We start from the raw sequence: 1,648 nt of genomic DNA, 5'->3' as shown, positions 1-1,648 counted from the left end.
TCCGGTTTTTCCTCGATTGAAAGGGCTTTGCCGTTCTCATCAAACTCAACTACGCCGTATTCTCTGGGATCACGAACGTAATAACCGAAAATTGTTGCTCCCTTTTCTCTGGATGCCACTTCTCTAAGCAGCTTGGAGAAGCTCTGACCATAGAAAATATTATCTCCGAGAACCAGTGCCACGGAATCACTGCCGATAAATTCTGCACCGATTATGAACGCATCAGCAAGACCTCTGGGCTCTTCCTGAACAGCATAGGAAAATGACATACCCAGCTGCTCTCCTGTTCCAAAAAGAACCTCAAATATAGGAAGGTCTCTTGGAGTTGAAATAATAAGCACATCTCTTATTCCCGCAAGCATCAATGTTGAAAGCGGATAATAAATCATGGGTTTGTCATAAACCGGCATAATCTGTTTGGATATTGCTCTTGTAAGTGGATACAGTCTTGTTCCTGATCCCCCAGCTAATATAATTCCCTTCATGATATCAATCCTTTTATAAAAGCATAAAAAATGTTACAAAATATATTTATTCACTTAAATATTCTTCAAGAGCGTCTTTCCAATCAGCCATCTTATAATTCGTTGTGAGTCTGAGCATATAATTATCCAGTATAGAATAATGAGGTCTGTCTGCCGAAGCAGGATTCATCTTTTTATACTCTTCACTTGTCACATGATTTACCTTGCAGCTAACACCTTTGATTCTGAAAATCTCTTCAGTAAAATCGGCCCAATTGGTATCTCCTTCGCAGGTGCCATGGAAAATTCCGTAATTTTCAGTAGCTTCGATATAATATATCATTCTTGCCAGTTCAATAGCAGATGTAGGCGATCCCAGCTGGTCGCAAACCACGCTGACTTCATCATGTGTTTCTGCAAGTTTCAGCATCGTTTTAACGAAATTTTTGCCATCTCCATATAACCAAGCTGTTCTAACAATAAAATATTTGTCAGCAAATTGCTGTACAAATCTTTCACCCTCATACTTAGTCTTTCCATAAGCAGAAATAGGGCCTGGTGTTTGGAATTCATTGATAGGTTCTTCCGCATTTCCAGGAAAAACGTAATCTGTGGAAACATGTATAAGCTTTGCATCTATTTCATTGGCTGCTATTGCAAGATTTCTGGGACCTATAGCATTTAGTTTGAATGCAAAATCCCAATCCTTCTCACACCCATCAACATTAGTAGCCGCGGCACAATTTATTATCACATCAGGTCTGTTATCTCTGACGAACAAAAGTACCTCATCAAGATTTGTGATATTTAGAGGCTTTATATTGTCTCCCTCTATAACATCTGTAAGTATAAACTCGACTTCATCCTTATAAACTTGTTGTATTGCCCTTCCCAACTGTCCATTACAGCCGGTAACCAGTATTTTTTTCATAATTCACATTCAAAAGCTCTGTTCGACTGAAATCTTCATCAAACAGAGCTTGCCTTTCATATTTTAATAAATAAAATTACTGTATCTTCTCACCGTACATATCATTGTAATATTTCTGGTAATTTCCGCTTGTTACATGCTCCATCCAGTCCTCATTTGCAAAGAACCACTTGATGGTCTTTCTGATGCCTTCCTTGAACATCGTCTCAGGCTCCCAGCCAATCTCCTTCTTAATCTTATCGGGAGCGATTGC

The 1,648-nt window shown here is 39.0% G+C and carries 2 protein-coding genes and 1 pseudogene; all 3 read right to left on the bottom strand.

The features are described from left to right. Window positions 1-485 (bottom strand): sugar nucleotidyltransferase (locus BMW61_RS21485; RefSeq protein ID WP_175475344.1); only part of this gene is annotated, 485 nt, incomplete at its 3' end. Between the two features lie 46 nt (window positions 486-531). After that, complete coding sequence (gene rfbD / locus BMW61_RS21480) at window positions 532-1,395, bottom strand: dTDP-4-dehydrorhamnose reductase (RefSeq protein ID WP_091826131.1); 864 nt, start codon at window positions 1,393-1,395, stop codon at window positions 532-534. 76 nt (window positions 1,396-1,471) lie between these two features. Then, window positions 1,472-1,648: pseudogene (locus BMW61_RS23020) on the bottom strand (dTDP-glucose 4,6-dehydratase); the annotation flags it as partial.

The sequence above is a fragment of the Butyrivibrio sp. ob235 genome (assembly GCF_900109475.1).
GTDB lineage: Bacteria > Bacillota > Clostridia > Lachnospirales > Lachnospiraceae > Butyrivibrio.
The sequence above is the reverse complement of the archived record's forward strand: the minus strand, read 5'-3'. Positions and strand labels throughout refer to the sequence as shown.